The organism is Demequina activiva, assembly GCF_016862815.1.
Lineage (GTDB): Bacteria > Actinomycetota > Actinomycetes > Actinomycetales > Demequinaceae > Demequina > Demequina activiva.
In genome coordinates, this window is record NZ_BONR01000001.1 from 413,505 (window position 1) to 438,527 (window position 25,023).

The following is a 25,023-nucleotide window of genomic DNA, read 5'->3' on the forward strand; positions in this document are numbered from 1 at the left end:
GGCCACTGGGGGCCGCCGTGCGACTCAGGTCCTTGGTGGTGAATCCTTGATGACGGCCGATGCGCGCTCGAGATCGCGGGCGGCCGTCTCGAGGTCGCGGGTCGCCTGCCGGAGCGCGGCCTCGGCATCGATGCCCTGCTCCTGGGCGCGCGCCACGAGGGCGAGCAGCTCCGCGCCGATGCTGGGCTCGGGCGGCAGCGGCGTGTCGAGTCCGGCGCGCTGAGCACGGCTGAGCACCTTCTGCGCGCGGGCGAGCGCGGGCTGCGCGACGGGCACGCCATCCATGACGGACTCGCGCTGCTTGGTCTCCTTCTTGATGCGCTCCCAGCGCGCGTGCGTGTCCTGCGCGGTCAGCACCTCGCCGTCCGCCTCGAACACGTGCGGATGACGCTCGATCAGCTTGTCCGCCACCGCATCGGCGACGTCCTCGATCCCGAACGGGTCCTCGGGGTGCTCCTGCGCGACGCGAGCGTGGAAGACCACCTGGAGGAGCACGTCGCCCAGCTCCTCGCGCAGGTCTGCGCGCGTGCCGGTCTCGATGGCCTCGATGAGCTCGTACGTCTCCTCGAGCGCGTAGGCCGTGAGGCTCTCGTGCGTCTGCTCTGCGTCCCACGGGCAGCCGCCCGGGGATCGCAGGCGATCCATCACCTGGATGAGTCGGTCGAGACCGTCACTCACTGACGATCCACGGCGAGTCGGGCTCGACCAGACCCACCACGTCGTTGAACTCGAGATACCAGGACGGCTGGCCCTGCTGAGCCGCCGCGGTCGCCTTCTCCGCCGTCACGGACAGGGACTGCATGAACGCCGCGGCACTGAAGGTGCCCGTGCGCGGGCTCGTCACGGCGTCCGCCTCGATCTGCTCGGCGACGGACTGGATCACCGAGGTGTCCTCGGTCAGGACGGTGAACGCCGCGATGAGCAGAGAGCCCTCGACCGCGTCGATCAGGTCCTCGCTCGGCTCCTCGTTCACGCCGTTGATCTCGAGGAGCGCCTCCGCCTGCTGGCGGGACACCGAACGCGCGTAGGTGAAGTCGATCTGGTCGGTCTCCTCGAGCAGCGCCTGGCGCATCAGCTCGATCGTGATGACCTGGCGCCGGTTGGCCGGAGCGCCGATCTCCTCGAGCCACACGTCGTACAGCTCGGATACGTGCGCGTTGGTCAGGGTGGTCCCGTCCAGCTCGGCCGCGGCGCCTGGCGAGGCGGGCTGGCCGGGCACGGCGCAGCCGGCGAGCAGGAGCGCGGTGCCGGCGAGGGCGCCCGCGAGGGCACGACGTCGGAGGTGCAGCATGGGCATCATCCTACTGTCGCCGGACGGGTGGCCTTGATGATCTCGCGCACCCAGTCCAGCACGGCGGGTCCCTCGACGGGCGAGCCGCCGATGCGTGCGGTCATCGGGGCGGGCACGAGCACCTGCCGCACGGCCGGCTTGATGACCGTGCCTGGGTAGAGGCGCGTCATGCGCATCGCCGCGGAGTCCGCGAGCTCGAGCGGGCTGAAGCGCACCAGCCTGCCCTGCGCGACCACGTCCGTGATGCCTGCCGCGCGCACCTCCAGCCGCAGTCGAGCGACGGCCATCAGGTGCTCGACCGGCTGCGGAAGGTTGCCGTAGCGGTCCTGCAGCTCCTCCTCGATCGCGTCGAGCGCATCGCCATCGAGCGCATCGGCGATCTTGCGGTAGGCCTCCAGGCGCAGCCGCTCGTGCTCGATGTACTCCGTGGGGATATGGGCGTCGACGGGCAGATCGATGGTGATGGCGGGACGCTCCTCCTCGCCCTCGCCCCGGAAGCCCGCGACGGCCTCGCCCACCATGCGGATGTACAGGTCGAAGCCCACGCCCTCGATGTGTCCGGACTGCTCCGCGCCCAGCAGGTTGCCGGCGCCGCGGATCTCCAGGTCCTTCATGGCGACGGCCATGCCCGCGCCCAGGTCGGTGTTGGCCGCGATGGTCTGCAGGCGGTCGTGCGCCGTCTCGGTGAGCGTCCTGTCCGGCGGGTACAGGAAGTAGGCGTAGGCGCGCTCGCGAGCGCGGCCCACGCGACCCCGTAGCTGGTGCAGCTGCGACAGGCCGAACGTGTCCGCCCGCTCGACGATCAGCGTGTTCGCGTTGGAGATGTCCAGGCCCGTCTCGACGATCGTGGTGCACACCAGCACGTCGTACTGACGGTCGTAGTAGTCGACGATCACCTGCTCGAGCTGCTTCTCGCTCATCTGTCCGTGCGCGACGGCCACGCGCGCCTCCGGCACCAGCTCGGCGAGCCTACGTGCGGCGCTCGTGATGGTCTTGACCGAGTTGTGGATGTAGAACACCTGGCCATCGCGCATGAGCTCGCGGCGGATCGCGGCGGCCACCTGCGGGTTCTCGTGAGGTCCCACGTAGGTGAGGATCGGGTGGCGCTCCTCTGGCGGCGTGGCGAGCGTGGACATCTCGCGGATGCCCGTGACCGCCATCTCGAGCGTGCGCGGGATGGGCGTCGCGGACATCGACAGCACGTCCACGTCCGTGCGCATCGCCTTGAGCGTCTCCTTGTGCTCGACTCCGAAGCGCTGCTCCTCGTCGATGATGATCAGTCCCAGCTGCTTGAAGCGCACCTGCCCGGTGATGAGCCGGTGGGTGCCGATCACCATGTCGATGGTGCCGTCGGACAGCCCCTGGATGACCTCCTTGGCCTCCTTGTCCGTCTGGAATCGCGACAGCGACGCCACCTTCACGGGGAACTGCGCGAAGCGCTCGGAGAACGTGTCCACGTGCTGCTTGACGAGCAGGGTCGTGGGGCACAGCAGCGCGACCTGAGAGCCGTCCTGGATGGCCTTGAACGCCGCCCGCACCGCGATCTCGGTCTTGCCGAAGCCCACGTCGCCGCAGATGAGCCTGTCCATGGGGACCGGCTTCTCCATGTCCTCCTTGACCTCGTCGATGACGCTCAGCTGGTCCGGCGTCTCGACGAACGCGAACGCCTCCTCGAGCTCGCGCTGCCACGGAGTGTCCGGGCCGAACTCGCGACCCTGCGATGCCATGCGCGCGGAGTACAGGCGGATCAGCTCGGCCGCGATCTCCTTGACGGCCTTGCGCGCACGGCCCTTGGTCTTGGCCCAGTCCGAGCCGCCCATCTTGTTGACGGAGGGCGTCTCACCGCCCACGTACTTGGTGATCTGGTCCAGCTGATCGGTGGGCACGGACAGCCGGTCCGCGGGCCCGCCACGCTTGGACGGCGCGTACTCGATCACCAGGTACTCGCGCTCGATGCCGCGCACCGTGCGCTTGGTGAGCTCGACGAACCGGCCCACGCCGTGACTCTCGTGCACCACGAAGTCGCCCGTGCGCAGCTGCAGCGGGTCCACGGCGTTGCGGCGGCGGGTGGGGACCTTGACCTTGGGGCCGGCCGCGTTCGCGGCGCGACCGGTGAGGTCGGACTCGTGCACCACCATGGTCCGCGCATCCGGAGCCTGGAAGCCGGCGCCCGTGATGTGCGGCACGATCGCGACCACGCCGTCCACGGGCTCGTAGGCGTCCATCACCCTGGCCGCGATGTCGAGCTCGCGGCACTGCTCGGCGATGCGGTGCGCGGAGCCGGTCCCGGCCGCAGTGATGACCACGCGCCAGCCCTCGGCCACTCGGCCGCGAATGGCGTCGAGCGCCGCCTGCAGACGGCCACGGTGGTCCTCGACGTCCGCGAGCGAGGTGACCCGCGCATCGGCCGTTCCGAACGGGCCCACCGTCGACCAGTCGAGGGCGCGCTCCAGCGCCGCCTCGTGCACCTGGTCGAGCGAGAGGAACGAGCCCTCGGCGGCCTCCAGCGGTGCCTCGGCGCCGGCTGCGGCGCCCACCCATGCCGCCGCGAGGAACTCCTGCGCGGTGTGCTGCAGATCCTCGGCGCGCCGGGCCAGGCGCTCGGGCTCGATCGCCACGATGCGGGTGCCGCGGGGGAACGCGTCGGAGACCGGGACCAGCCGGTCCACGAGCAGCGGGATGAGGCTCTCCATGCCCTCGACCGCCACGCCGGCCGCGATGCGCCCCAGCATGTCCGCAGCCGCGGGGACATCGTCGACGAGCGAACTGGCGGTGCGGCGCACGTCCTCGGTCAGCAGCAGCTCCCGGCACGGCGGCGCCCACAGCTGGGGCACGGGCTCGAGCGAGCGCTGATCGGCGACGGAGAACGAGCGCAGGGAGTCCACCTCGTCGCCGAAGAACTCGATGCGCACCGGGTGGGGGTCGGTGGGCGCGAACACGTCGACGATGCCGCCGCGCACGGCGAACTCGCCGCGCCGCTCGACCATGTCCACCCGGGTGTAGGCGGCGGCCGCGAGCGCCTCGGTCAGGTCCGTCAGGTCGCGGGTGTCCCCGACGTGCAGTCCCACGGGTTCGAGGTCGGCCAGCCCCGGGATCACGGGCTGGAGGATGGCGCGCAGGGGGGCCACGACCACCTGCAGCGGCGGCAGGCCGGCCTCCTGCTGCACCAGCTCCGGGTGTACGACGCGTCGCAGGGTCGCGAGGCGGCGGGCCACGGTGTCGGAGCGAGGGCTCAGGCGCTCGTGCGGCAGCGTCTCCCACGCGGGAAGCACCGTGACGTGCGCGGGGTCCAGGTACGAGCCGAGCGCGGCGGCGAACGTGTCCGCGTCGCCGGAGGTGGCGGTCACGACCACGGTGAGAGCCTGCGAGTCGAGGGCGGTGCGAGCGACCAGCATGGGAGCGGCGGCGGTGGGCGCCACCAGGTGCTCGACGTCGATGACGGGCGGGTCGACGGCCTCGAGCAGCGCGCTCAGCGGACGGGTCACGGCGCCTCCAGGGCATGGGTGAGGACCGGAATCTCCGGCACAGCCATCCTAGGTTCCCCCACGCCCGCGGGCTTCACGGGCGGCCGTCAGTGCGCGGCGACGTAGCCCGTCCGGTCCGCCTCCGTGATCTCACGGATCTCCCGTGCAGGGTTGCCCGCCACGACGGTGAACGGGGGCACGTCACGGATCACGACGCTCCCGGCACCGACGACCGCGCCCTCGCCCACGCTCACCCCGCCGAGGATCGACACCCCGCCGCCGATCCACACCCGATCGCCGATGGTGATGGGCCTCGCCCAGCAGGCGCCCGCCGCGCGCTCGTTCGCGTCGAACGCGTGGTTGGCGGTGTACAGGCCCACCTTGGGCGCGATCAGGACGTCGTCGCCGATGGTGATGGGTGCGCAGTCCAGCATCACGCAGTCGAAGTTGCCGAAGAACCTCTCGCCCAGATGGATGTTGACGCCGAACTCGCAGCGGAAGGTGGGCTCGAAGGTCGCACCCGTGCCCGCGTGGGCGACCACCGCGCGCAGCAGCTCCTCGCGCTGCTCGGCAGGCTGGCCGTAGGACGCGTTGTACTCGTTGGTCGCGAGCACGGCGCGGCGCCGCGCCTCGATCAGCTCGGGAGTCACGTCGTCGTACATCTGTCCCGTTGCCATGTGGCGGAACTGTTCCTCCAGTGTGGTCACCGCACCTCTCCCTCACCTCGATGTGAACGTTCCCATCACCCTAGCGCCATCGCGTGGCCGCGCGACCGCAACGCTCACTGCGGCGGAGCCCCTCCCGCGCGAAACCTAGACTTGTGCGCATGGATCCCACCCGCGAGGCCGAGCGCCTCCTGCGCCGCTTCGCGCGTGAGACCAACATGACCGTGGCCGGACGGCCCATGGAGGTGCACGGCGACGGCCCGGTGGCCGACGCGCTCATCCAAATGCTCGCCGCGATGGGTGCCAGGGCGGCCTCCTCGAGCCCGGCCGATGCGGCACTCACGGTGGACTTCGACGTCGCCACGGGTGCGATCACCCTGGGCGGCGCTCCCCTGCGAGAACGTGGCGACGCCGCCGGTCGGATCGACTTCGCGCGCGACCACATGCGCGTGAGCACCGGACTCGCCGCCGAGCTCCGGGGCGCCGGGACGGTGCGGGGCCTGCGCATCGGCGTGGCGATGACCCTCGAGCCCAAGACGGCGAACCTCGCGCTGCTGCTCGCGGATGCGGGCGCGGAGGTCGCCGTCTACGCCCACCCCGATGAGACCGACCCCGCCGTCGCGGCGGCGCTGCGCGAGCGCGGCGTGCCGTGCGATGCGGATGCGACGCTCGAGCCTCGTGACGAGCGTGCCGCCGCTCTGGCCTTCCTCCGCCGTGGCTTCGACGTGCTGATCGATGACGGCAGCCACCTCACCCGCCTGGCCCACGAGGAGGGGCTCGTCGATGGCTGGTTGGGCGCCACCGAGGAGACCACCTCCGGACTGACGCCGCTCCGGGCGATGCAGCGCGACGGCGCGCTCGCCACGCCCGTGGTCGCCGTCAACGACGCGGGCACCAAGACCGGCTTCGACAACCGCTACGGCACCGGGCAGTCCTGCGTGCTGGCGATCGCGGACCTCCTCGATGCCGCCGACGTGAGCGTGCGCGATCAGCACGCTCTGGTGATCGGCTACGGACCCGTGGGCGTGGGGGTCGCGGCGCATCTGCGCGCGCTGGGCGCGCGGGTCGCGGTCGCGGAGATCGACCCGCTGCGCGCCCTGCTGGCCGCGCACGACGGCTACGAGGTGGGCGCGGCCGATGCACTGGCGGAGGGCGCGCTGGTGGTGTCCGCCACCGGGGTGGCCGCCACCGTGACGGCACATCAGATCCGGGCGGCGCGCGCCGTCGCCGTCGCAGGCGGAGTGCCCGGAGAGATCGACCTCGAGCATGCGGTGCTCGGCGACGCCCTCGAGCCCATCGCCGAGCACGTCGAGCAGCTCGCGGACGCCCGCACCATCGTCCTGGACCGCGGCGGCTGCATCAACGTCACCGCCGCCGAGGGCAACCCCATCGAGATCATGGACCTGTCCTTCGCCACCCAGCTCGCCGCCGTGCGCGAGCTGGTCGAGACACGGCCCGCCGTGGGCGTCCACGCCCTCTCGGAGGCCGCCGTGGACCACGTCGCCGCGACCGCCGCGCGCACGCGCGGGATCCAGCTCGCGGCTCGCTCCGTCCGCTCATCCGGCGCCCCCGACCACTGGCGCAGCCCGCGCTACCGCATCAGCACCGAGCAGGAGACCGCATGACCGGCTTCCCCGTCACCCTGTACTCCGCGAGCCTGGTGCTGCCCGTGACCGCGCCGCCCATCATCGACGGGGCCATCGCCGTGCGCGGCGAGCGCATCCTGCACGTGGGCGAGCGGGTGTGGGTCGAGCAGTCGCTGGCCGAGCGCGGCGTCCCAGTCCAGCACGTCCACTGGGACGGGGTGCTGACTCCGGGCCTGGTGAACGCGCACACACACCTGCAGTACACCGGCATGGCGGAGGTGGGCCGCGGGCGCTACCACGGCTTCGAGGACTGGGCGAAGGGCTTCAACCCCGTCTATGCGCAGCCGCATGACTGGAGAGCCGATGCGGCGGCCGGCGCCGCGCAGATGATCGCCGCCGGCGTCACGGCCGCTGCGGACGTGGTGACCGATCCCGAGGCCGCGCACGCGCTCCACGATGCTGGACTGTCCGGCATCGCGTACTGGGAGGTCATCGACTGGACCAACGAGGCCTGGCGCTCGCACGGCCGCGCGGCGGTCGAGGCGGCGCTGGACTCGCTGCCGTCGCAGCCAGGCACCGGGCTCAGCCCGCACGCTCCCTACTCCCTCGAGATCGTGCCTCTGCTGGAGATCCCCGACATCGTCCGCGAGCGCGGCAGCCGCATTCACATCCACCTGGGCGAGTCCGGCATCGAGCAGGAGTTCGAGCACGACCACGCGGAGCCGTGGCAGTCCAAGGGCATGGGCAGCCTCGCGGAGCTGCGTCAGGCCGGGTTCGGCACGTCCGCGACGGACTACGTGGATCACCTGGGGGTGCTGGGGCCGGACTGCCACATCGCGCACGGCGTCTACATGAGCGAGCGCGACCGCGCGATCCTGCGGGCGCGCGGCACCACCGTGGCGCTGTGCCCGCGGTCCAACGCCGTGATCGGACTGGACGCGCCACCCGTGGCCGCCTACCTGCGCGAGGGCAGCCCCATCGCAGTGGGCACGGACTCGCTGTCGAGCGCGCCATCGCTGGACCCCATGGGCGACGTCGCGGAGCTGATGCGCATCGCCCGCGCGCAGGGCTACTCCCACGACGATCTCGCCGAGCGCCTGCTGCGCGCCGCGACCCTGGGAGGCGCCCACGCGATGGGCATCGACGAGGGTCCGCGCCGCACGGGGTACCTGGCCGTGGGCGCGATGGCGGACCTCGCATTCTTCGACGTCCCCGTCACGGGCATCACGGAGACGCTGACCACGCTGGCGGAGTCCGGAGAGGGCCGGGCCGCCGCGACCGTCGTCGCAGGTCGCGTGCGCCACGCGAGCCGGGCCTTCCCCCAGCCCGTCGCCACGGAGGCCCCATGACCATCCCCGCCACCGCATCGGCGCTCCAGCTCGAGCCCCATCCCGAGGGCGGCTGGTTCCGCCGCACCTACACGGCGTCCTCTCCCGTGGCGACGCCGGGCGGCGAGCGCCCCGCCGCCACCTGCATCCACTATCTGCTGACGCCTGGCGAGCGCAGCTCGTGGCACGTGGTGAGCTCTGACGAGATCTGGCTGTGGCACGGCCCCGGCGTCCTCGAGCTGCGGCTGGGCGGAGACGGAGCCGAGCCGTGCGACGAGGCCGACGCGCGGGTGGTCCGGCTGGGGCCCGACGTGACCGGCACAGATGTGGCGCAATGCCTGGTGCCGGCTGGAACATGGCAGGCAGCAGAGCTCGCCGGCGAGCAGGAGGCGCTCGTGAGCTGCGTGGTCTCCCCTGGCTTCGACTTCGCGGATTGGAGGCTCGCGCAGCCGGGCGCGTAGAATCTGCCCGTCCGCGAGCGATCAGCGTCGATTCAGCTCCACCTTCCTTTCGATGGAGAGAACCATGATCACCACCGCATCACTGCGCCGCGCATCCGTCGCGGCCGTCGCCGTCTCCGCCCTCGCGCTCGCGGGCTGCTCGAGCGGCGACGCTGAGAGCGAGCCCAGCGCCGAGCCCACCGCCACCGGCGCCGCGGAGGCCGCCAGCCTCGAGACCATCACCGAGGGCACGCTCACCATCGCCACGGGCGAGCCCGCGTACTACCCGTGGGTCATCGACGACGTCCCGGAGACCGGCGAGGGCTTCGAGGCCGCCGTCTCCTACGCGCTTGCCGAGGAGCTGGGCTTCGACGCCGAGGACGTGGTGTGGGTGCGCACGTCGTTCGAGTCCGCCATCGCCCCCGGGCCCAAGGACTGGGACCTCAACATCCAGCAGTTCTCGATCACCGAGGAGCGCCGCACCGCCGTCGACTTCTCCTCTCCGTACTACACCACCACGCAGGCGGTGGTGACGGTCGAGGGCTCCGCGGCCGCTGACGCGGGCTCGATCGCCGAGCTGGCCGAGCTCAACGTGGGCGTCCCGTCCGGCACCACCAGCTACACGGTCGCCGCGGAGCAGCTGGGCGAGGACAACCTGTCCGTGTTCAACAGCGCCGAGGACACCGTGCTCGCGCTGAACTCGGGCCAGATCGACGCGTTCGTGATCGACCTGCCGAGCGCGTTCTACCTGTCCGGCGTGGAGCTCGAGGGCGGCCTGATCCTGGGCCAGTTCGCCACCTCCGAGGGTGGCGACGAGTTCGGCTTCGTGCTCCCCAAGGACTCGCCCAACACCGCCGCGGTCACCAGGGCCGTGGACGCCCTGCGCGAGGACGGCACGCTCGCCGAGATCGAGGCCGAGTGGCTCTCGACCTCGGTCGACGTCCCCGTCCTGAACTGACGCGGCACCAGCGACAGACTGATGCGATGACGGACGGAGCGCCCGGGGCCACTCGAGGAGCTGCCGGCATGCCCGGCGCGCCCTCGTCCTGGGAGCCGAGCGAGCTCGAGCTCGACCGGCGCCGCCACCGCAAGCGCGCCTCGGTGCGCTCCGTCCTCATCGCCGCCGCCTCCACGCTGGTCTTCACGGCCGTGGTGTGGGTGGCGCTGGTCAACTCCCCCGGCTGGGAGGCCGTCAAGGAGTCGTTCTTCAACCTCGAGATCGGACGCGACTCGTTCCCGGACATCCTCGAGGGTCTGTGGCTCAACATCCGTGCGCTGTTCTTCGCGGTGATCGGCGTTGCCGTGCTGGGCACGCTGCTGGCCGTGATGCGCTCGCTGCGCGGGCCCGTGTGGTTCCCGCTGCGCGCGATCGCCACCGTCTACACGGACATGTTCCGCGGCATGCCGGTGCTGATCGTCCTGTACCTCGTGGGCTTCGGCATCCCTGCCCTGGACATCTTCCCGCGCCTGCCGGCAGCCGTGTGGGGCACGATCGCGATCACGCTGTGCTACTCGGCGTACGTGGCCGAGGTGCTGCGTGCCGGCATGGAGGCGGTCCACCCGTCGCAGCGGGTCGCTGCCCGGTCGCTGGGCCTGTCGCATGGCGAGACGTTGCGCCTCGTGGTGATCCCCCAGGGCCTGCGCAAGGTGGTGCCGCCGCTGATGAACGACTTCGTGTCGATGCAGAAGGACGTGGGCCTCATCTCGATCCTCGGAGCCGTCGATGCCATCCGAGCGGCGCAGATCGACGTCGCGGCCACCTACAACTTCACGCCGTACGTGGTCGCGGCGCTGCTGTTCATCGCGCTGAGCCTGCCGTTCATCCGGCTCACCGACTGGATCGCGAAGCGCATGGCGCAGCGCGAGCAGATGGGCGGCACGGTATGAGCGTCCTCGAGCTGCACGGGGTGCACAAGAGCTTTGGAGACAACCACGTCCTCAAGGGCGTGGACCTCGAGGTGGATCAGCACGAGGTGGTCGTGGTGATCGGCGCCTCCGGCTCCGGCAAGTCCACGCTGATGCGCACCATCAACCTCATCGAGCAGGTGGACGACGGCCAGATCCTGCTGAGCGGCGACGACATCACGGACCCGCGGGTGAACGCCGACAGGGCTCGGGCGCGCATCGGGGTGGTGTTCCAGCACTTCAACCTGTTCCCGCACATGCGCGTGATCGACAACGTGACGCTGGCAGCGCGGCGCGTGCACGGGATGCCGGCCGATGCCGCGGTCGCCAAGGGCACCGAGCTGCTGGGGAAGTTCGGGCTGGGCGACAAGGTGAGCGACTACCCGGACAGGCTGTCGGGCGGCCAGCAGCAGCGCGTCGCGATCGTGCGCGCGATCCTCACCGATCCCGAGCTGCTGCTGCTGGACGAGATCACCTCCGCGCTGGACCCCATGCTGGTGGGCGAGGTCCTCGACCTGGTGCGCGAGCTGGGCGACGCGGGATCGACCATCCTCATGGCGACCCACGAGATGTCCTTCGCGCGGTCGGTCGCCGATCGCGTCGTGTTCATGCACCAGGGCCGCATCCTCGAGTCCGGCACGCCGGACCAGATCTTCGGCGCCCCGCGGGAGCAGGCGACCCAGGAGTTCCTCGCGCGCGTCATGCACCGCTGACCGTGGCGCGACCGCTCCCGACCTGCTGAGGGCGCGCCGCCTCGTTGAGCGGCGACGGGCTAGTCGTTGGTGTGGTCCAGGACCTCGTCCAGACGGATCTCGTGGGTGGGCGGAATCTCCTCGTTGACGTTCGTGGGCAGCGACGGCCTGATGACCGTGCCGTCCGCGCGCACCGTGCCGTGGAACTTGGTGGCGTCCGGCGCGCCGGCGATGCGCGGTCCCTGGCCGTCCAGCGGCACCGTCAGCGGCTGCAGCTGCGTGAGAGAGAAGCGGTGCCCGCGCACCTCGACGGTGAGCCCAGGGCCCTCCTCGATGGTGAACGTCATCTCGTCCTGCCGCACCGCCACGCGCACCCGGGTGCCGCGCTGAGCGATGCGGAAGGTCAGGGAGTCCCAGCCCTCAGGCAGGCGAGGATCGAACGTGGGCACATCGCCCTGGTCGCGGAACCCGCCGAACCCGTAGGCAAGGGCGGACCACACGCCGCCGGTCGACGCGACGTGGACGCCGTCCGCGGCGTTCCCGTGAAGGTCGCCCAGGTCGACGTAGAGGCTGTCCCAGAAGTAGCGCTGCGCGAGCTGGTGGTAGCCCACCTCCGCCGCGATGATCGACTGGACCACGCCCGACAGGGTGGAGTCGCCCGTGGTGATGGGGTCGTAGTAGTCGAAGTCGGCCTTCTTCTGCTCCAGCGTGAACTCGTCGCCCTGCAGGAACAGGGCGAGCACCACATCGGCCTGCTTGAGGACCTGGAAGCGGTAGATCACCAGCGGGTGGAAGTGCAGCAGCAGCGGGCGCTTGTCCGCGGGGGTGTTCTCCAGATCCCACACCTCGCGTTCGTTGAACAGCGCGTCCTGCGGGTGGATCCCCAGCTGCTCGTCCCACAGGATCGCCATGCCGTCCGCCGCGCGCTCCCACTCGGCGATCTCCTCGTCCGTCACGCCCAGGCGCGACGTCAGCCGCGAGTACTGGTCCGGCCAGCGGTCCTGGAGCTTGCGCACGTTCTGAGCCGCGCAGCGCAGGTTGAACCGCGCCATCACGTTCGTGTACAGGTTGTCGTTGACGACGGTCGTGTACTCGTCCGGGCCGGTGACGCCGTGGATCCGGAAGGACTCGCCATCTCCCGGGATCTTGCGCCAGAAGCCCAGGTCCGCCCACATGCGCGCGGTCTGCACCAGGATGTCGATGCCCTCGCGCGCCAGGAAGTCGTCGTCGCCCGTGGCGCGCACGTACTTGTCGATCGCATACGCGATGTCCGCGTCGATGTGATACTGCGCTGTGCCCGCGGCGTAGTACGCGGAGGCCTCCTCGCCGTTGATCGTGCGCCACGGGAAGAGCGCGCCGTTCTGGGCGAGCTCGCCGGCGCGCTTCTCCGCCATGCCCAGCATCCGGTAGCGGTAGCGCAGCGCGTTGCGAGCGATCACCGGGGACGTGTACGTGAAGAACGGCAGCGCGTAGATCTCGGAGTCCCAGAAGTAGTGGCCGCCGTAGCCGGATCCCGTCACGCCCTTCGCCGCGATGCCGTGGCCGTCGCCGCGCGCAGCCGCCTGCGCGAGCTGGAAGAGGTTCCAGCGCACCGCCTGCTGCACCGCTTCGTCGCCGCCGATCTCGACGTCCGAGCGAGACCAGAAGTCCTCGAGCCACGTGCGCTGATCCTCGAACTGCGTCGAGATGCCCTCCGAGCGGACGCGATCGAGCGTGCGATTGCAGCGGTCGGCGAGCTCGCGCGGCGGCACCACCCGCGACGTGTGATAGCTGAGCACCTTGGTGAGCGTGAAGGTCTGCCCCGGCTTGGCGCGCGCTCGGAACACCTGCTTGGCGTAGTCCTCCTCCGCCTCCGTCACCACGTCGTACTCGTCCTCGAAGTCGACCCAGTGCTCCATCGCGGCAGCCAGCGTCATGCCGGACGCCGCGCACTGGTACCCCAGCACGATGCGGTCGTCCGCAGCGTGGTGCAGGCGCGGCTCGAGCACGCGCTTCTCGAGCTTCTCCGCCTTGCGGGGGTCCGCGATCACGTCCGGCGAGGGGTTCGCGCGGTACTCGTCCAGGCCTGCCTGGCGATTGAGCAGCTGGGAGGAGATCGCGATGGGCGCCTCCTCGTCCAGCAGGGTGACCTCGAAGGTCATCACGGCGAGGTGGCGCTGGGCGAAGGACACCATGCGCTTGGAGCGCACGCGCACCCGGTTGCCGGACGGCGTGCGCCACAGCAGGTCGCGCGACAGCACGCCGTCGCGCATGTCGAGCACGCGTGAGTAGCTCACGAGGTCCGCGATCGACAGCAGCAAGGGCTCGTCGTTGACGTAGAGCCGGATGATCTTCGGGTCCGGCACGTTGACGATGGTCTGCCCGGTGCGCGCGAAGCCGTAGGCCTCCTCGGCGTGGAGGATCTTCCAGGTCTCATGGAAGCCGTTGATGAAGGTGCCGTGGGCGTGCGCGTCGTGGCCGTCCTCGACGTTGCCGCGCAGTCCCAGGTAGCCGTTGCCCACCGCGAACATGGTCTCCGTGACGCCCAGGTCGTCCTTCGAGAACTCGGTCTCGACCAGGCGCCACGGGTCCACCGGGAAGCGCAACCGGTCGAGGTACTCCGGCGAGCTCGTGTCGCCCAGAGGTCGCTGTGCAGCCTTCACCGTGCGATCAGCTCCTCGAGGTCGTCCACCACGACGTCCGCACCGCCTGCCAGGAGCGCTGCGGCGCCCGCGCCACGGTCCACTCCCACGGTCAGACCGAAGTCGCCCGCCGCACCCGCGGCCACGCCGGACAGCGCGTCCTCGACCACCACTGCATCGGCGTCCGCGATGCCCAGGCGACGGGCGGCGAGCTCGAACATGTCGGGGGCCGGCTTGCCCGCGACGCCCTCGTTCGCGACCACGTTGCCGTCGACGACCACCTCGAAGCGGTGGGCGATGCCGGCGGCGGCGAGCACCGCGGGGGCGTTGCGGGAGCTGGACACGACCGCCATCGCGGCGCCCAGCGACTCCAGGTGGTCGAGCAGCGCGACCGAGCCCGGGTAGGGCTCCACGCCCTCCTCGTTCAGGATCGCCTCGAACGCATCGTTCTTGGTGTTGCCGATGCCGCAGACGGTCGGGGTGCCCGCAGCGTCGGACGGGTCGCCCTCGGGAAGCGTGACCCCCCGGGAGGCCAGGCACGCGCGCACGCCGTCATAGCGGGGCTTGCCGTCGACGTAGGCGAAGTAGTCGGCATCGGTGTACTCGGGAGTGATGCCGTGCGCCGTGAAGTAGTCCGTGAACATCCGGTTCCACGCCTTCATGTGCACCTCGGCCGTGGGCGTCAGCACGCCGTCGAGGTCGAACAGCGCAGCGGCGTAGAGCCGGCCCTCTGACTGGGGAATCTCCCAGACGTTGTCGGTGGTGGTCACGCGTCCTCCCTCGTGCTGTCGACGTGGTGTGACGCAGGCACGACGGTGGGCCCGCTCCAGCACTCCCGATAGTAGTGATGGGGATGGGGGTGCTGTCCATTCCCAGGCTGTTCAGGCCGGCCGATGCGCAGCAGCCGGCCGCAGGCCGTCAGGACTTCGTGTGGAAGCGCTGCTGCGCCGCCTCCAGGCCGTCCGCGAGCACGGCCTCCACCGCATCGGCCGCCGCGTCGAGGAGGAACGGCAGCTCCTTGCGCTCGGTGGCGCCGAAGGGCTTGAGCACGAAGGCGGCAGGCTCCATGCGGCCCGGCGGGCGGCCGATGCCCACGCGCACCCGCACGTAGTCGGGCGTGCCGAGCGCCTTGGTGATGTCCTTCAAGCCGTTGTGGCCTCCGGAGCCGCCCCCGCGCTTGAGCCGCACCTCCCCGAAGGGGATGTCGAGCTCGTCGTGCAGCACGATGACCGCCTCGGGATCGACCGCGTGGTACTTCGCAAGCGAGCTCACGGGGCCACCGCTGACGTTCATGAAGCTCATGGGCGCGCCGAGCACGACGGGCTGGCCGGCCAGACGCACGGTCGCCGCGCGCGTACGGGTCTTCTTGTGCACGGACAGCGCGCCGCCGCCGCGCGAGGCGAGCTCGTCCAGCACCATCTGGCCCACGTTGTGCCGCGTCGGCGCGTACTGCTCGCCGGGGTTGCCCAGGCCGATCACCAGCGCGTTCATGGTCTCCTCCGCCCTCGCCTCACCACCGCCATAGCGAAGCGCCCGCCACCAGGGGTGACGGGCGCTTGGCATGGATACAGCCTAGTTGTCGTCGCCCTCGTCGGTCTCGGTGGCGTCCTCGGAGGCCGTCTCGCCCTCGGCGGCGGCAGGCTCCTCCTCGGCGGCCTGGCGCGGCACGGTGACGTGCACGACGAGCAGCTCGGGGTCGACGGCGAGCTCGGAGCCCTTCGGGAGCTCGATGTCTGCGGCGACCTTCTTGTCCCCCTCCTCCATGCCGTCGATCGACAGCGTGAGGTACTCGGGGAGGTGAGTGGCCTCGGCAAGGATCTGCAGCGAGGAGTTCTCGAGCACGTGGATGGTGCCGGGCGCGGACTCGCCCTCGAGGTGCACGGGCACGTCGACGGTGATCTTCTCGCCCTTCTTGACGGTCAGCAGGTCGATGTGGACGATGACCGGCTTGATGGGGTCGCGCTGGACGTCCTTGGCGACGGTGAGCTGCTTCTCCTCGCCCTCGATGTCGATGGTGAGCAGCGCGTTGGGGTTCTTGAGCGCCATCATCGTGTCGTGGCCCGGCAGGATGACGTGCTGGGGCTCCTCGCCGTGGCCGTAGATGACGGCGGGGATCTGGTGGTTGGCGCGGATGCGACGGGCGTAGCCCTTGCCGAACTCGGTGCGGCGGGTGGCGGCCAGCGTGAGCTTGTCGGACATGAGGTTCTCCTGGGTTTGCGGTAGATGGAGCGGCCAGGGCAAGGCAGGCGCGTCAGACATCTGCCGCGTCGATCACGGAGCGCCCGGAGGCCTCCCTCGCCGAGGAACCCCGACAGTCTACCGGACGCCCCGCGATCGCGTCGCCCACCGTCGATATCCCTGGTGAGCGACATGCGGCCCGTGCGCCAGCGGGAATGGTGGGGACGCGCGACGGCGTTAGGGAGGCATGACAGCATCGCATTCGTCCATGAGACAGGGCTCGACCGGCGACGTGTGGGAGAAGGCCGCTCGGGCCGGCTACGCGGTCTCTGGCGCCCTCCACATCGTGCTCGGGATCCTCATCGCGCAGATCGCCTTCAGTGGCGGTGGCGAAGAGGCCAGCTCGAGCGAGGCGCTCTCCAGCCTGAGCGACAACACCTTCGGCGTCGTCGTCCTGTGGTTCGCGGTGGCGGCGTTCGCCGCGCTCGCCCTGTGGCAGCTTGCGGACGCGATCCGGCCGCATGACGAGACGAAGGACCGCCTGAAGGCGGCCGCCAAGGCCGGCGTGTACGGCGTGCTGGCGTTCACCTCCGCGTCCATCGCGATGGGTTCGTCCAGTGGCGGCGGCGACTCGCAGGCCCAGGGCATCGTCGCGAAGATGCTGGGCTGGCCTGGCGGCCAGTTCATCGTGGGCGCGATCGGACTCGGCATCCTCGCCGCCGGCGTCTTCCACGTGGTCAAGGGCGCCAAGAAGAAGTTCATGCGGGACCTGATGGGCGTGCCCACCAAGTCCGGTCGCATGGTGCGCGGTCTGGGCACGACGGGATACATCGCGAAGGGCATCGCCCTGGGCATCGTGGGCGTGCTGTTCGTCTACGCGGCGGTCACGGCCGACCCGGACAAGGCCGAGGGCCTCGATGGGGCCATCAAGAGCCTCCTGGACCTCCCCGGCGGCCAGGTGATCGTGGTGCTGGTGGGGGTGGGCTTCGCCGCCTACGGCCTCTACAGCTTCGTCCGCTCCCGCTACGCGAAGATGTGACGCGATGATCGGACACGGACCGGGCACGACTGCCCCCTCACCCTCCCTCGTCGGCCGCTCCATGCTGCGCCGCGTCCTCCTCCCCGCGACGGTGCTGTGGATCGCGGTCGTGGGAACGGGCTTCCTCATCGTCGACGTGATCGGCCTCGATGAGCGCGCCGTCAGCGAAGCGTTCGTCGACATGCGCACGTCCACGCTCGACTCGGTCACCGCCGTGGTGTCCGAGATGGGCAACACCCAGGTGCTGATCGCTACCTGTGTGCTGATCGTCGCCTTCATCTGGTGGCAGTCGCGCCAATGGTGGTTCGCGATGGTGCCGGCACTCGCGCTCGGAGTCGAGGCGCTGGTGTTCCTCACCTCGTCGCTCGTGGTGGGTCGCTCGCGCCCCGACGTCGACCAGCTCGACGACGCGCCGCCCACATCGAGCTTCCCGAGTGGCCACACCGGAGCGTCGACCGCGGTGTACCTGGCCTTCGCGCTGTGCGCGACTCGCATCAAGAACACCGGCCTGCGGGTGACGGTGCAGGTGATCTGCATCATCGTGCCGCTCGGCGTGGGGGTGTCTCGCGTCTACCGCGGCATGCACCACCCCACCGACGTGATCGCCGGATTCGCCGTCGGCGCGACCTGTGCTCTCATCGCGTGGAACTGGCTTCCCGCTCGCGACGCCGCAGAAGGCGTGATCGCCGCGACGGCGCACGACGACTCTGCAGGCGCATCGGCCGGCCCTGGCGCTGCGAGCCGCACGCGCTGAGGCCTAGACGCCGCCCTGGAACAGGCTCGTCACCGAGCCGTCCTCGAACACCTCGTTGACCGCACGAGCGATCAGCGGGGCGATCGACAGCACCGTGAGCTTGTCGAACTTCTTGGAGTCCTCGATCGGCAGGGTGTCCGTGATGACCACCTCGGAGATCTGAGAGTCGCGCAGGCGCTCCATCGCCGGGCCGGACAGGAGACCATGGGTCGACGCCACGATCACGTCCTTGGCGCCGTTCTCGAACAGCGCCTCCGCGGCCTGGACGATGGTTCCCCCGGTGTCGATCATGTCGTCGACCAGCACACAGGTGCGGCCCTCGACCTCGCCCACGAGCTCGTGGACCTTGACCTGGTTCGGCACGGACGGGTCGCGGCGCTTGTGGATGATCGCGAGCGGCGCACCCAGGTGATCGGACCACTGGTCCGCGAGGCGCACCCGGCCCGCGTCCGGCGACACGATGGTGAGGTTGTCCGGAGCCACGCGCGTGCGCACGTACTGTGCGAGCAGCGGCATGGCCCACAGGTGGTCCACCGGTCCGTCGAAGAATCCCTGGATCTGAGCCGTGTGGAGGTCGATCGACATGATGCGATCCGCCCCCGCCGTCTTGAACATGTCCGCCATGAGGCGAGCCGAGATGGGCTCGCGGCCCTTGTGCTTCTTGTCCTGACGCGCGTACCCGTAGCAGGGGATGACGGCCGTGATGCGCTTGGCGGACGCACGCTTCAGCGCGTCCACCATGATCAGCTGCTCCATGATCGCGTCGTTGATGGGAGCCGCGTGGGACTGGATCACGAAGGCATCGGCACCGCGCACGCTCTCACCGAAGCGCACGTACAGCTCTCCGTTGGCGAACGTGTAGGCGGTCGTGGGCAGGAGCTCGATGTCGAGGTCCTTGGCCACCGCCTCGGAGAGCTCCGGGTGCGCGCGACCGCCCGCCAGCACCATCCGTCGTTCGCTCGCGTGCGAGATCAGTGCGCTCATGCCTCTCCCTGAGGGTCATTGGCCGTGCCGGCCGGTGGTGCTGACGATAGTGCGTCGCCGCCGTCGCCTGCCTGTGCAGCGCGATCGGCGGCCTCGGCGGATCCCGTGCCGGGCCTGCGCCGCTGCACCCATCCGTCCACGTTCTGCTGGGGGGCGTTCGAGAGCGCGAGGGCTCCGGGCGGGACGTCCCGGCGGATGATCGCGCCCGCGCCAGTGTAGGCGCCATCGCCGATGCTCACCGGCGCGATCAGCGAGTTGTCGGAGCCGATGCGCACGTGATCGCCCACGGTGGAATGGCTCTTGGACACCCCATTGAAGTTGACGAAGATGGTCGCGGCGCCGATGTTGCTGTGCTGGCCGATGGTCGCGTCGCCCACGTAGCTGAGGTGCGGGACCTTCGAGTGGGCGCCGATGGTCGCGTTCTTGGTCTCGACGAACGCGCCGATCTTGCCGTCCGCCCCCAGATGGGTCCCCGGCCGCAGGTAGGAGAAGGGCCCCACGGTCGCCCCCGCCTCGATCACGGCGCTGGTCCCGTGAGTGCGCGTCACGGTCGCCCCGGCTCCCACGCTGACGTCCGTCAGCGTCGAGTCAGGGCCCACCGTGGCCCCTCCGGCGATCTCGGTGGCGCCGTGCAGCTGGGTTCCCGGCAGCACCGTGACGTCCGCGGCGAGCGTGACGTCCGCGTCGATCCACGTGGTCGCCGGATCGACGATGGTGACGCCCTCACGCATCCAGCGCTCGAGGATGCGGTCGTTGAGGCGGCGTCCCGCCGTCGCGAGCTGGACTCGATCGTTCACGCCCTCGGTGGCGGCGGCATCGGGCGCGACGAACGGCTGGACGCGGCCTCCGTCGCCGCGCGCGATCGCGATCACGTCCGTCAGGTACATCTCGCCCTGGGCGTTGTCCTGACCCAGCTGGGCCAGAGCGCCTCGCAGCACTGTCGCGTCGAACACGTAGATGCCGGCGTTGATCTCGGTGATCGCGAGCTGATCCGCGCTGGCGTCCTTGTGCTCAACGATCTCGACCACCTCGCCGGTGCCGGCGTCGCGGACGATGCGGCCATAGCCGGTGGGATCGTCCACCTGGGCGGTCAGCAGGGTGACCGCGGAGCCCGCGTCGTGGTGCGCGTCCATCAGCGCGCCCAGCAGCTCGCCGTCGACCAGCGGCACGTCGCCGCTGGTGACCACCACCGCGCCCGTGAGCTGGGTGTCCAGCACCGCGGAGTCGCCCACCTCGCCGTTCGCGACGCGGGCCGCCACCGCCGTCGCATCCAGCGTCGACAGTCCGCAGAACACCGCACGTCCCGTGCCGGGGATCTCGTCCTGGTCCGCCAGCAGCGCGTGCGGCGCGATGTCGCTCACGTGAGCGGCGACCTGCTCGCGCTCGTGGCGGACCACCACGACGATGCGCTGCGGGTCGAGCGAGGCGGCTGCGGCGAGGGCGTGTCCCACGAGCGAGCGGCCGGCGAGCGGGTGCAGCACCTTGGGGGTGGCGGACTTCATCCGCGTGCCCGCGCCTGCGGCGAGGATCATCACGGCGGCGGGTCGCGTGCGGCTCACCGGGCTCCCTTCTGCTGCCCCAGAGGGCTCGATCAGGTTCGGAGACCACTTTACCTGCGCGTCACCTAGCCGGGCGCCCGCCGCCTGCCTCGCTCCTGACACGACTTCGTCACAGTCTGGCATCGGCCGAGACTGCGGCAAGGCGCCTGCGGTAGCGTCGAATGACAGCACGCCACGATCGATTCCGGGGGATGTCGATGATGACCGATCGTCGAGAGCGCCGCACTCGCGTGCGAGCCGCGGCGGCGGCCGCGCTCGTCACCATGATGGTCACGGTCCTGGGAGTCGCGCCCGCGACCGCGGCGAGCGGCGTGTCCGCTCAGACGGTGCTCGACACGCTCGCCGTGGCTTCCGAGAGCTCGACGTCGCCCGACGACGACGCCTTCCTGCGCTGGGACGAGCCCGACGGCACGGGCTGCACCGTGCTGGACGACGTGCTCGTCGCGGAGTCCACCACGGCGACGGACGGCGGCTGTCCCGTCACATCGGGATCGTGGACATCCCCGTGGGATGGCGAGGTGCGCACTGCGGCGGCCGACATGAGCGTGGTGCACCTCGTGCCCATCGACGAGGCATGGAAGTCAGGAGCGGACACGTGGTCCGCGTTGCTGCGCGAGCGGTACGCGATGGAGACCGAGTGGGACCCCACGCTGGTCGCGGTGACCACCGAGGCAGCCGACGCGAGGGCGGGGGCGGACCCGGGAACCTGGATGCCGGAGGGCGATGCCGCCAGCTGCGCGTACGTGGGCGACTGGCTCACCGTCAAGCTGCGCTGGGATCTCGCGGTCGACCCGCTCGAGCACGCAGCGATCCAGAACATGCTCTCCGGCCCGTGCGACGGCCTCACGCTCGAGGAGCCGCCCAACGCCCCTGGACCCGGGTACTGGTTCCGCGACGTCGACTACTATCACCCGTACACCACCCACATCTCCTGGATGGCGACCGCCGGGATCAGCCAGGGGTACGGCGCGAGTGGTTGGTATGCGCCGCGCAACGACGTGAACCGCGGTCAGATGGCGACGTTCCTCTACAAGGTCGCCGGCGCCCCGGAGTACGACGCGCCGGCCGCCTCGGCGTTCGACGACGTCCCCACCTCGCACGTGTTCTACCCCCACATCTCGTGGCTGGCGGACGAGGGCATCACGCAGGGCTACGGCAACGGGGACTTCGGCCCGTCCGACGAGGTCACTCGCGGCCAGATGGCGGCGTTCCTCTACAAGCTGGCAGGCGCGCCGGCGCACACCCCGCCGGCCGTGTCGCCCTTCCCTGACGTGCCCACGAGCCACACGTTCTACCAGCACATCTCGTGGCTCGCAGGCACGGGGATCACGAGCGGCCACGCCGACGGAGACTTCAAGCCGAACGGCCTCGTCACCCGTGGGCAGATGGCCGTGTTCCTGTTCAAGTTCTCCGCGACCGTCGCCAGCTAGCCACTCGCCGGGACCGGGCTCCGCCCACAGGATTCGAACCTGTACTGCAAGGCTCCAAAGGCCTGCGTGCTGCCGTTACACCAGGGCGGAACGTGGGGCCGCGCCCCACAGGTCGTCCAGTCTGCCAGGATTCGCGGCACACTAGGGACGTGACCGACACCTCGAAGAAGTCCCCCCGAGCTCGCATGACCGCCCGCGAGCGGCGCGAGCAGCTGCTGGGCGTGGCTCGCACCCTGTTCGCCGAGCGTGGCTTCGAGGGGACGTCCGTCGAGGAGATCGCGGCTCGCGCGGACGTGTCCAAGCCCGTGGTCTACGAGCACTTCGGCGGCAAGGAGGGCGTCTACGCCGTCATCGTCGACCGCGAGGTGGAGGCACTGCTCACCGCGCTGTCCGGCGCCCTCGCCGAGCGCGGCCACCCCAAGCAGCTGGTCGAGCGCGCGGCGCTGGCGCTGCTGGACTACATCGAGTCCTCGCCGGACGGCTTCCGCATGCTGGTGCGCGACTCCCCCGTCGCGCAGGCCTCCGGCACGTTCTCCTCGCTCATCGGCGACGTCGCGGCACAGGTGGAGCACCTGCTGGCCCACCAGTTCGAGAAGCGCGAGCTCGACGCCTCCGCCGCGCCCATCTACTCGCAGATGCTCGTAGGAATGGTGGCGCTGACAGGCCAGCACTGGGCGGAGGTGCGCGAACCCGCCAAGGAGGAGGTCGCCGCCCACCTGGTGAACCTCGCGTGGAACGGGCTCAGCGACTTCGAGCGCGACCCGGTGCTGCCGTCGCAGGGCGACCGCGACGTGTCGCCCGGGTGAAATCTTCCCGCACCCGATGACAGCAGGGCCGATGCGCTCTATTCTCTGTCGTGACGTCACCTCACGACTCAGGAGAGAGCAATGATTCAGGGCTTCAAGGACTTCATCACCCGCGGCAACGTGGTCGACCTCGCTGTCGCGGTCGTCATCGGCGGCGCCTTCGCCGCGGTGATCGCCGCGATCGTGGAGGGGTTCATCAATCCGCTCATCGCGCTGATCTTCGGTCAGCCCAGCCTCATCGAGCTGGGCAACTTCACGATCAACGAGACCCTCTTCCCCATGGGGTTGATCCTCGACGCGCTGTTCAAGTTCATCACCGTCGCGCTCGCGATCTACTTCCTCGTGGTGGTGCCGCTCAACAAGCTCGCCGAGCGTCGCAAGAAGGGTGAGCCCGCGGTCGACGAGCCGGCGAGCCCCACCGAGATCGAGCTGCTGACCGAGATCCGCGACGCACTCAGGGCGCGCGACGCACAGTAGCGTCAGCCCACCACCACCGCTCCGGGCGCGGGACCGCTGGCGGTGACCACCGCATCGGCCGTGCCGGAGACGGTGAGGTGCGCCGCGATCGCGAGCGCGTGCTGGCGCGAGCGCGCGAGAGCGGCCACCGTGGGGCCCGAGCCGGACACCATGGCGCCCAGCGCCTCCGCCTCGAGCGCCTGCTCCATGACCGAACGCAGGTGCGGCGCGAGGCTCAGCGCGGCGGGCTGGAGGTCGTTGACGAGCACGTCTCCCAGCAGCTCCGCGTCGCCGGCGCGCAGCGCGACCATGATGTCCTCGCTGATCTCTGGCACGACGGCGGAGCGTTCACCGGACTCGATCATGCGGTCGTACTCGCCATAGACCTCCGCGGTCGACAGCCCGTGCGGCTGCGTCGCGATCACCCAGTGGAACTGGCCGCGCGTCATGGCAGGCGTGATCTGGTCCCCGCGGCCCAGGCCCACGGCCGTGTGGCCATGCAGGATGAACGGCACGTCCGCACCCAGCTCCGCCGCGATCTCGTCGAGCTGCGACCGTCCCACACCCAGGTCCCAGGCCTCGGCGCATGCGAGCAGGGCGGCAGCCGCATCGGCGCTCCCGCCCGCCATGCCGCCCGCGACCGGGACTCCCTTGACGATCTCCACGGCGATGCCGTCCGTCACGCCGAACGCGTCGCGCAGCGCCTGTGCCGCCCGCACGGCGATGTTGCTGCCGTCGAGAGGAACCGCGCCGATGTCGACGGCGGCGCCGCGGGCAGCGGCGACGTCCACGGTGATCTGCTCGTCCTTGCGGACGGTCGCGGTGACCGTCTCGTACAGATCCACGGCCTGGAACACCGTGGCGAGGGGGTGATACCCGTCCTCCTGCACCGGCCCCACCGACAGCTGCAGGTTCACCTTGCCCGGGGCGCGCACGGTGACGGAGCGGGTCATGACCCCACTGTGTCAGATGCGTCCGGCTCGCGGGAAGCGAGTGCCTCAGCGATGCGCGCGAACGCGACGATGTCCAGCTGCTCGCCGCGGGTGAGCGGCTCGATTCCCGTCGAGCGCAGCGCCGTCTCCGCCGCAGCTCCCGAGCCCGCGATTCCGGACAGCGCCCCGCGCAGGCCCTTGCGACGCTGGGCGAAGGCGGCGTCGACCACAGCGAACACCTCCTCGCGAGTGGCGGTGGTGTCCGGCTGCGCGCGACGCTCCATGAGCACCAGCACGCTGTCGACCCGTGGCACGGGCCAGAACACGGCACGGCCCACATCACCCGCATGGCGCACGGAGCTGTACCAGGCGGCCTTCGCGGAGGGGATGCCGTAGGTGCGGGATCCCGGGGGTGCGGCGAGCCGCGCGCCCACCTCTGCCTGGACCATCACGAGGACGCGCTCAAGGCTCGGGAAGGTCTCCAGGAAGTGCAGGATCACGGGCACCGACACGTTGTAGGGGAGGTTCGCCACCAGAGCGGTGGGGGGCTGCGGGAGATCGGTCACCGTGAGAGCATCCGCCTGGATCACGCTCAGGCGTCCCGACGCGGCCGAGGCGCGCGAGGCCGCGGTCGCCGGCAGCGCTCGAGCGAGGATGGGGTCGATCTCGACGGCCGTGACGGCGGCGCCGGTCTCGAGCAGGGCGAGCGTCAGCGAACCGAGCCCGGGACCCACCTCGACCACATGGTCGCCGTCACCCACCCCCGCGATCCGCGCGATGCGTCGCACCGTGCCGGCGTCGACGACGAAGTTCTGGCCCCACTTCTTGGTGGGCGCGGTGCCCAGCGACTCAGCGAGGGTCCGGATGTCCGTGGGACCCAGCAGGTCCACCAC

At 70.5% G+C, this 25,023-nt stretch carries 23 protein-coding genes and 1 tRNA gene; 11 read left to right on the forward strand and 13 right to left on the reverse strand.

The window, feature by feature from the left end:
• Positions 1–24: 24 nt before the first annotated feature.
• From Dac01nite_RS01945 to Dac01nite_RS12160, 4 genes are all read right to left on the reverse strand, one after another.
• On the reverse strand, positions 25–678 hold the full coding sequence (locus Dac01nite_RS01945) for a nucleoside triphosphate pyrophosphohydrolase (RefSeq protein ID WP_239066458.1): 654 nt from the start codon (positions 676–678) through the stop codon (positions 25–27).
• The gene (locus tag Dac01nite_RS01950) at positions 671–1,291 is read right to left on the reverse strand and encodes a hypothetical protein (protein WP_203653087.1); all 621 of its coding nucleotides are present in this window, start codon (positions 1,289–1,291) and stop codon (positions 671–673) included. Before Dac01nite_RS01950 ends, Dac01nite_RS01945 begins: the two co-directional genes overlap by 8 nt.
• A 5-nt stretch (positions 1,292–1,296) precedes the next feature.
• The gene (gene mfd, locus Dac01nite_RS01955) at positions 1,297–4,776 is read right to left on the reverse strand and encodes a transcription-repair coupling factor (protein WP_239066459.1); all 3,480 of its coding nucleotides are present in this window, start codon (positions 4,774–4,776) and stop codon (positions 1,297–1,299) included.
• An 86-nt stretch (positions 4,777–4,862) separates the two neighbouring features.
• On the reverse strand, positions 4,863–5,462 hold the full coding sequence (locus tag Dac01nite_RS12160) for a sugar O-acetyltransferase (protein WP_203653088.1): 600 nt from the start codon (positions 5,460–5,462) through the stop codon (positions 4,863–4,865).
• A gap of 119 nt (positions 5,463–5,581) precedes the next feature.
• Here Dac01nite_RS12160 and Dac01nite_RS01965 point away from each other — a divergent pair, with 119 nt between their 5' ends.
• The 6 genes from Dac01nite_RS01965 (at position 5,582) to Dac01nite_RS01990 (ending at position 11,392) form a co-directional block, all read left to right on the forward strand.
• A complete protein-coding gene (locus tag Dac01nite_RS01965) occupies positions 5,582–7,045 on the forward strand; it encodes an adenosylhomocysteinase (RefSeq protein WP_203653089.1) in 1,464 nt (487 codons plus the stop codon).
• Entirely contained in the window at positions 7,042–8,355 is a 1,314-nt protein-coding gene (locus tag Dac01nite_RS01970) for an amidohydrolase family protein (protein WP_203653090.1), read from the forward strand. Before Dac01nite_RS01965 ends, Dac01nite_RS01970 begins: the two co-directional genes overlap by 4 nt.
• Entirely contained in the window at positions 8,352–8,795 is a 444-nt protein-coding gene (locus tag Dac01nite_RS01975) for a cupin domain-containing protein (protein ID WP_203653091.1), read from the forward strand. The genes Dac01nite_RS01970 and Dac01nite_RS01975 overlap by 4 nt, the downstream gene beginning before the upstream one ends.
• A gap of 64 nt (positions 8,796–8,859) precedes the next feature.
• Positions 8,860–9,732 (forward strand): ABC transporter substrate-binding protein, encoded by an 873-nt coding sequence (locus Dac01nite_RS01980; protein ID WP_203653092.1) that lies wholly within the window; start codon positions 8,860–8,862, stop codon positions 9,730–9,732.
• A 68-nt stretch (positions 9,733–9,800) separates the two neighbouring features.
• Positions 9,801–10,661, forward strand: a complete 861-nt coding sequence (locus tag Dac01nite_RS01985) for an amino acid ABC transporter permease (RefSeq protein WP_239066460.1) — start codon at positions 9,801–9,803, stop codon at positions 10,659–10,661.
• The gene (locus Dac01nite_RS01990) at positions 10,658–11,392 is read left to right on the forward strand and encodes an amino acid ABC transporter ATP-binding protein (protein WP_203653094.1); all 735 of its coding nucleotides are present in this window, start codon (positions 10,658–10,660) and stop codon (positions 11,390–11,392) included. The genes Dac01nite_RS01985 and Dac01nite_RS01990 overlap by 4 nt, the downstream gene beginning before the upstream one ends.
• 59 nt (positions 11,393–11,451) lie before the next feature.
• Here Dac01nite_RS01990 and Dac01nite_RS01995 read toward each other — a convergent pair whose 3' ends face one another.
• From Dac01nite_RS01995 to Dac01nite_RS02010, 4 genes are all read right to left on the reverse strand, one after another.
• Positions 11,452–14,013 (reverse strand): glycoside hydrolase family 65 protein, encoded by a 2,562-nt coding sequence (locus tag Dac01nite_RS01995; RefSeq protein ID WP_203653095.1) that lies wholly within the window; start codon positions 14,011–14,013, stop codon positions 11,452–11,454.
• Entirely contained in the window at positions 14,010–14,762 is a 753-nt protein-coding gene (locus Dac01nite_RS02000) for an HAD family hydrolase (RefSeq protein ID WP_275404502.1), read from the reverse strand. Before Dac01nite_RS02000 ends, Dac01nite_RS01995 begins: the two co-directional genes overlap by 4 nt.
• A 148-nt stretch (positions 14,763–14,910) precedes the next feature.
• A complete protein-coding gene (gene pth / locus Dac01nite_RS02005; RefSeq protein WP_203653742.1) occupies positions 14,911–15,483 on the reverse strand; it encodes an aminoacyl-tRNA hydrolase in 573 nt (190 codons plus the stop codon).
• Positions 15,484–15,564: 81 nt separating this feature from the next.
• Positions 15,565–16,191 carry a 50S ribosomal protein L25/general stress protein Ctc gene (locus Dac01nite_RS02010; RefSeq protein ID WP_203653096.1) on the reverse strand — a complete coding sequence of 209 codons (627 nt, stop codon included), beginning with the start codon at positions 16,189–16,191 and terminating at the stop codon, positions 15,565–15,567.
• Positions 16,192–16,438: 247 nt separating this feature from the next.
• On the opposite strand from Dac01nite_RS02010, the gene Dac01nite_RS02015 reads away from it, so the two are divergent.
• A complete protein-coding gene (locus Dac01nite_RS02015; RefSeq protein ID WP_203653097.1) occupies positions 16,439–17,209 on the forward strand; it encodes a DUF1206 domain-containing protein in 771 nt (256 codons plus the stop codon).
• Positions 17,210–17,270: 61 nt separating this feature from the next.
• Positions 17,271–17,963, forward strand: coding sequence for a phosphatase PAP2 family protein (locus tag Dac01nite_RS02020; protein WP_239066461.1), 693 nt, complete (start codon positions 17,271–17,273; stop codon positions 17,961–17,963).
• Between the two features lie 3 nt (positions 17,964–17,966).
• On the opposite strand, the gene Dac01nite_RS02025 is transcribed toward Dac01nite_RS02020, so the two are convergent.
• Both Dac01nite_RS02025 and glmU read right to left on the reverse strand, forming a co-directional pair.
• Positions 17,967–18,947, reverse strand: coding sequence for a ribose-phosphate diphosphokinase (locus Dac01nite_RS02025; protein ID WP_203653099.1), 981 nt, complete (start codon positions 18,945–18,947; stop codon positions 17,967–17,969).
• On the reverse strand, positions 18,944–20,506 hold the full coding sequence (glmU, locus tag Dac01nite_RS02030) for a bifunctional UDP-N-acetylglucosamine diphosphorylase/glucosamine-1-phosphate N-acetyltransferase GlmU (RefSeq protein WP_203653100.1): 1,563 nt from the start codon (positions 20,504–20,506) through the stop codon (positions 18,944–18,946). The genes Dac01nite_RS02025 and glmU overlap by 4 nt, the downstream gene beginning before the upstream one ends.
• A 200-nt stretch (positions 20,507–20,706) precedes the next feature.
• Between glmU and Dac01nite_RS02035 the strand changes: the two genes are divergently transcribed.
• Positions 20,707–21,936, forward strand: a complete 1,230-nt coding sequence (locus Dac01nite_RS02035; RefSeq protein WP_203653101.1) for an S-layer homology domain-containing protein — start codon at positions 20,707–20,709, stop codon at positions 21,934–21,936.
• Between the two features lie 18 nt (positions 21,937–21,954).
• Here Dac01nite_RS02035 and Dac01nite_RS02040 read toward each other — a convergent pair.
• Positions 21,955–22,026, reverse strand: a tRNA-Gln gene (locus Dac01nite_RS02040).
• Positions 22,027–22,121: 95 nt separating this feature from the next.
• Between Dac01nite_RS02040 and Dac01nite_RS02045 the strand changes: the two genes are divergently transcribed.
• Entirely contained in the window at positions 22,122–22,742 is a 621-nt protein-coding gene (locus tag Dac01nite_RS02045; RefSeq protein WP_203653743.1) for a TetR/AcrR family transcriptional regulator, read from the forward strand.
• Between the two features lie 81 nt (positions 22,743–22,823).
• Positions 22,824–23,219, forward strand: a complete 396-nt coding sequence (gene mscL / locus Dac01nite_RS02050) for a large conductance mechanosensitive channel protein MscL (RefSeq protein ID WP_203653102.1) — start codon at positions 22,824–22,826, stop codon at positions 23,217–23,219.
• Positions 23,220–23,221: 2 nt separating this feature from the next.
• Here the strand turns inward: mscL and Dac01nite_RS02055 are convergent, their stop codons facing one another.
• Together Dac01nite_RS02055 and rsmA are read right to left on the reverse strand one after the other, a co-directional pair.
• Positions 23,222–24,151: a 4-(cytidine 5'-diphospho)-2-C-methyl-D-erythritol kinase gene (locus Dac01nite_RS02055; protein ID WP_203653103.1), complete on the reverse strand. Its 930-nt coding sequence runs from the start codon at positions 24,149–24,151 to the stop codon at positions 23,222–23,224.
• Positions 24,148–25,020 (reverse strand): 16S rRNA (adenine(1518)-N(6)/adenine(1519)-N(6))-dimethyltransferase RsmA, encoded by an 873-nt coding sequence (gene rsmA / locus Dac01nite_RS02060; protein WP_203653104.1) that lies wholly within the window; start codon positions 25,018–25,020, stop codon positions 24,148–24,150. The genes Dac01nite_RS02055 and rsmA overlap by 4 nt, the downstream gene beginning before the upstream one ends.
• Positions 25,021–25,023 lie beyond the last annotated feature (3 nt).